Genomic DNA, 4,756 nt, shown 5'->3' on the forward strand with positions numbered 1-4,756 from the left:
GGATATGGAAAGTGTTCAGAAATTGGTTATGGAAAAAGCATCTTATAAAGATGAAAGGACTATACAATCAGTTCTTTCGGAAGAACATTACAAAAAACTTTCCGACGAATTCGCAGCTTCCGGAATGATGACCATTGATATGGTTAAGCAATTCAAACCATGGTATGTGATGATCAATCTTGCTTCCTTGAGGATTATGAAATTGGGAATGGATCCAAAGCTGGGAATCGATGTGCATTTCCTGGATAAAGCAAAAGAGAATAAAGAGATCATCGAATTGGAAACTGCTGATTTTCAATTAAAACTTTTCAGCGGATTAGATGATGAAGTTCAATTAAATCTTCTCAAAGAAGCCATTGATGATCCGGACGAAACAGTTGAAATGATGGATAAAATAGTCGTTGCCTGGCAATCAGGAGATGCAGAAGCAATCGATAAATTGATCGTTGAGAAAGTGAAAAAAGTTCCCGAACTTAAACCATTTTATGAAAAAATGTTTACCGAACGAAATATCAGGATGACGGAGAAAATCGCAGAATTTCTAACAAATCAGGATGGGAAAACTTATTTTGTGGTTGTTGGTTCCGGGCATTATGCGGGAGATGAAGGAATCTTGAAATTGTTAAAAAAGAAAGGCTATAAAGCGAAACAGTTGTAATTATAAACCTGTGATCTAAGAGCGTAAGGAATTACGCTCTTTTTTTTAATTTGGGAGTTCCCATTTTTTATTTTTGGGATGTCCTTTTTCATTTTTGGAGTTCCCAAAGGATTAATGGGAATCCCCAATAGAGTAATGAGGATGTAATTTAGTTGGGTTAATCTATAAATAGCCGCTTAAAAATCCAAACTTACCAATCCCGATGAATCGGGATCATGAAATTTTCAAAACTACAGTTTCTCCTCATTCCCAAATTTTAAAATGTCATTGGAACAATGACAAGGAATGCAATTGTTGAAAAGTTTTACTTTGATTTTTTGTACGAGCAAGTATTATTCGAAATGAAATTTTTTTATCAGTTGTGTTCCTCCCGAAATCTTTCGGGAGAATTTGGGAACAAGAATGTGTCTCAATCGAAGATTGGTCTTTTCTCAAAACTTGTTTTTGAAGAAAAATTATAATCTTAATTGATAAAGAAGAATATATAAGAGATATTTCTAATACACAAACACCACACCCGAATTCGGAAATATCCATTCTTTCTTTTGGGAAGATACAATTATCGAGTTTTCTTTTTGCTTTATGATTGGAAATTTCATTCTACCGGAAAAAATGGGAATGGCTTCTACTTCTTCAAAAATATTTCCGAAAATAAATTTGATATTCACTCCTTGAGTTATTTCAGTGATATAAATTCCGAGTTGATGAGAGTTCTTTGGGTAATATGTTTGAGTGGAAATCGAGAAATCAACTTCTTTTCCAACCAGTCCTTTTAATTCCGGATGATAACATTTGATCTCGATACATCCGTCAGATATCTTCATTTCATTATATAATTCGATGTTATTTATTTTAACGGATGTAACATTGAAGAATTGCGGATCAAGATCGAAATTATGATCGAGAAGCCAGCGGTATTCAACATCTCTTCGCAGGAAATACTTCTCTAATTGTTTTTCATTTTTAGCACAGGCAACATAAAAATAATCGTTCTGGAGTTTTTTTGTGAAAGTAAGTGTTGTGTTGGTTTGGAAATAATTATTTAAAAATCCTCTTTTGTTCTCTCTTATGAAGGGAGATTCGTCGTCTTCTGTGGAAACGCTGGACTTTTTGACATTTTGGAATTCAATCGTATGCTTAAAGCTTTTCCTGTAATATATTTCTCGGTCTTTTTCAATGAAAAACCTTTTAAGAATATCTTTATAGATAAGGTCTGCAATTTCTTTGCTTTGCAACCTTTGTTCGATTGCAGTTTCGATAATATTGCTTAATTTTTTATCTGAATAATCTCTGGAAACAAATTCCCTTCTTAAAAGTGGGGAAGAGCTGATTATTTCATTGTTTTCTCTGTAATACCTTTTCGCTCTCCTTCCGATCTGGCAGAGAATCTCATAACTCGAACCCTGATATAATTTAGTCAGGTTTTCTGCTTTTATGGCATCATTGTCATCTCCGAGAAGAACAACATCCTCTCCAATCTTTGCATTTGGAATGTCCGAAATATCAATAGCAATCATATCCATACTGACTTTCCCGATTACATTACAAAGCTTATTCTGGATCAAAACCTTTCCCTTATTGGAGAGCAGGAAATCATACCCATCAGCATAACCGATGGGAAGAATTGCATATTTGATTTTTTTATTCGAGATATAAGTTCTATTATATCCGATAGCATCATCTTTTTCCGCAAATTTTATCTGACTGATTCTGGATTTGAAAGTCATCACAGGTTTCAGTTTGATCTTTTCTTTTAAATAATCATCTGTATAAATTCCATAAGAAAGTAATCCGATTCGAACTAAATTCGCAAATTCATTTTTTGAAGTAATAACTCCGCTGCTGTTTGCAATGTGAATATATTTTGGTTGGAAATTAAGTAGATCGAGTATTTGCTGAAATCTTTCAGTTTGAAATTTTGTATATTCTTCGTCATTTTCTGCAGCAGAGAAATGAGAGAAAATTCCTTCGATCTGCAGATTTTCCATTTTTCGTAATTGTTGAATTTTTTCTAATGCTTCAGAATAATAAAAACCGCTCCGTCCCATTCCGGTATCGATATTAATATGAATTTTTATTTCCTGGTTTGCTGATTTGTTCAAGCTTTCAGCAAACTCGATCGAGGAAATTGTCGGGATCAGATTATTCTCAATAATCGAATCGATCTCTGAAATCAACGAAGGTGAAAGAATGAGAATCTGTTCGTTAATTCCCTGGTAACGGAGAATCGCTCCTTCATCTGCATTTGCAACTCCGAAGAACTTTACTCCGCATCTGATCGATTTCTTGGCAATTTCAAATGCTCCGTGACCGTAAGCATCTGCTTTCACGATCTGCATTATTTGAGTATTCGCAGGAAGAAATTTTTTTAGTTCATTCAAATTATGTTCAAAGTTTGTGAGATTTATTTCTGTCCAGCTTCTATCATTTTGCATGTTTTTTTTACCACAAAGACACGAAGACACCTAGGAATTGTAAAGTTTTTAAATTTGTTTGATTCCATAATTCTTTCATGATTTCATTATTCAATTTTTTCATTTGTCTGTGTTTAGTCAGTGTAAGTCTGTGGCATTTCTAAAAGAACTTTGCAGCGAGATCCGCCAATTGCGATCTCTCACCTTTATCCAGAGTCACATGTCCGACAATTTCTTCATTTTTGAATTTTTCCACAGCGAGACTCAATCCATTGCTTTCCGAATCAAGATAGGGAATATCTATCTGATACGGATCACCGGTCAGGATAATTTTTGTTCCTTCTCCGGCTCTGGTGATGATCGTTTTCATTTCGTGCGGAGTCAGGTTTTGGGCTTCATCGATGATCAGGTATTGTTCCGGCAGACTTCTCCCACGAATGTAGGTTAGAGGTTCGAGTTCAATAAATCCGAAATCGAGATAATCCTTTAAGGACGGCTGCTTCTTGCCGAAAACTTTGCCGTTATCATTGTCTTCTTTTTCATTGCGATGTGAAAGAAGAATTTCCATATTATCATAAATAGGCTGCATCCAGGGATTGAATTTTTCTGATTTTGTTCCGGGAAGATAACCGATATCTTTTCCCAATGGAAATATTGGACGGGAAACAACGAGTCTTTTGTAGTAGTTATTCTCGACAACCTGATTCAAACCAGCAGCAAGCGCGATCAGAGTCTTTCCTGTTCCTGCTTTCCCGACTAAACTGACCATTTTTACAGCAGGATCTAAAAGCAGATCGAATGACATTATTTGTTCATCATTTCGTGCTTTAATGCCATAAAGTTCTTCTCCTTTATAATATTGAAGCGGATAAAAAGTATTATTTTCAATGGAATAGCGAGTAATTATCTTTTGATTATTTTCAGATGATTTGCGATAGAAATTAACAAATTGATTCGGGAAGAAATCTCCAAAGTTATTCGTTAAGAATTGTTTTTCTTCCAAATCTTGAAAAAGATCATCCTCGATTTTTATCCTGCTGAATCCTGTATAAAGTTCCTGGAAATTGATCTTATCAGTCTCATAATTTTCCGCTTTTAATCCGATGGCATCTGCTTTTATGCGAACATTTGCATCTTTGGAAACAAGAATGACTTTTGTATCCTTCTCATTTTTCTGGATATAAAAAGCTGTTCCGATGATCAGGTTATCATTAGTATCAGTGATCAAAATATGATTGGCAGTTTCGGAAATATGACGACTTAAAGCGACTTTAATAATCCCACCATGTTCATTTTTTACACCTTCCTGTAAACTGCCTTTCAGTCTTAGATCATCCAGAAATCTTCCGATCTGCCTGGCGTTTCTTCCTTTTTCATCTAATCCTTTTTTGAAATTATCAATCTCTTCGATAACGGTAATAGGGATTACAACTGTATTTTCTCCAAATGAAAACATTGCCTGCGGATCATGGATCAAGACATTCGTATCCAACACAAAAGTCTTTTTTTTCATTAACACTCCTTTTTTTTTACCAGGTTGTGTAACATAATTCTCATTAATACACGCCTAACTCTTTATATTTAAGTGTGTTCTGAAATGTTATAAAATCTCCCCTCGATTTAGGCTTCAGATCGGTTAAAACCTGTTTTTTGGATATGCCTTAAAAAACTCATCGAGTGTTTA

At 34.7% G+C, this 4,756-nt stretch carries 3 protein-coding genes; 1 reads left to right on the forward strand and 2 read right to left on the reverse strand.

The genetic code is table 11. The annotated features are described in order from the left end of the window. Nucleotides 1-658 (forward strand): TraB/GumN family protein (locus ENL20_03950; protein HHE37708.1); only part of this gene is annotated, 658 nt, incomplete at its 5' end. Between the two features lie 497 nt (nt 659-1,155). On the opposite strand, the gene alr is transcribed toward ENL20_03950, so the two are convergent. Continuing rightward, complete coding sequence (alr, locus tag ENL20_03955; protein ID HHE37709.1) at nt 1,156-3,093, reverse strand: alanine racemase; 1,938 nt, start codon at nt 3,091-3,093, stop codon at nt 1,156-1,158. 139 nt (nt 3,094-3,232) lie between these two features. Next, complete coding sequence (locus ENL20_03960; GenBank protein ID HHE37710.1) at nt 3,233-4,585, reverse strand: PhoH family protein; 1,353 nt, start codon at nt 4,583-4,585, stop codon at nt 3,233-3,235. Nucleotides 4,586-4,756 lie beyond the last annotated feature (171 nt).

The organism is Candidatus Cloacimonadota bacterium (assembly GCA_011372345.1).
GTDB lineage: Bacteria > Cloacimonadota > Cloacimonadia > Cloacimonadales > TCS61 > DRTC01.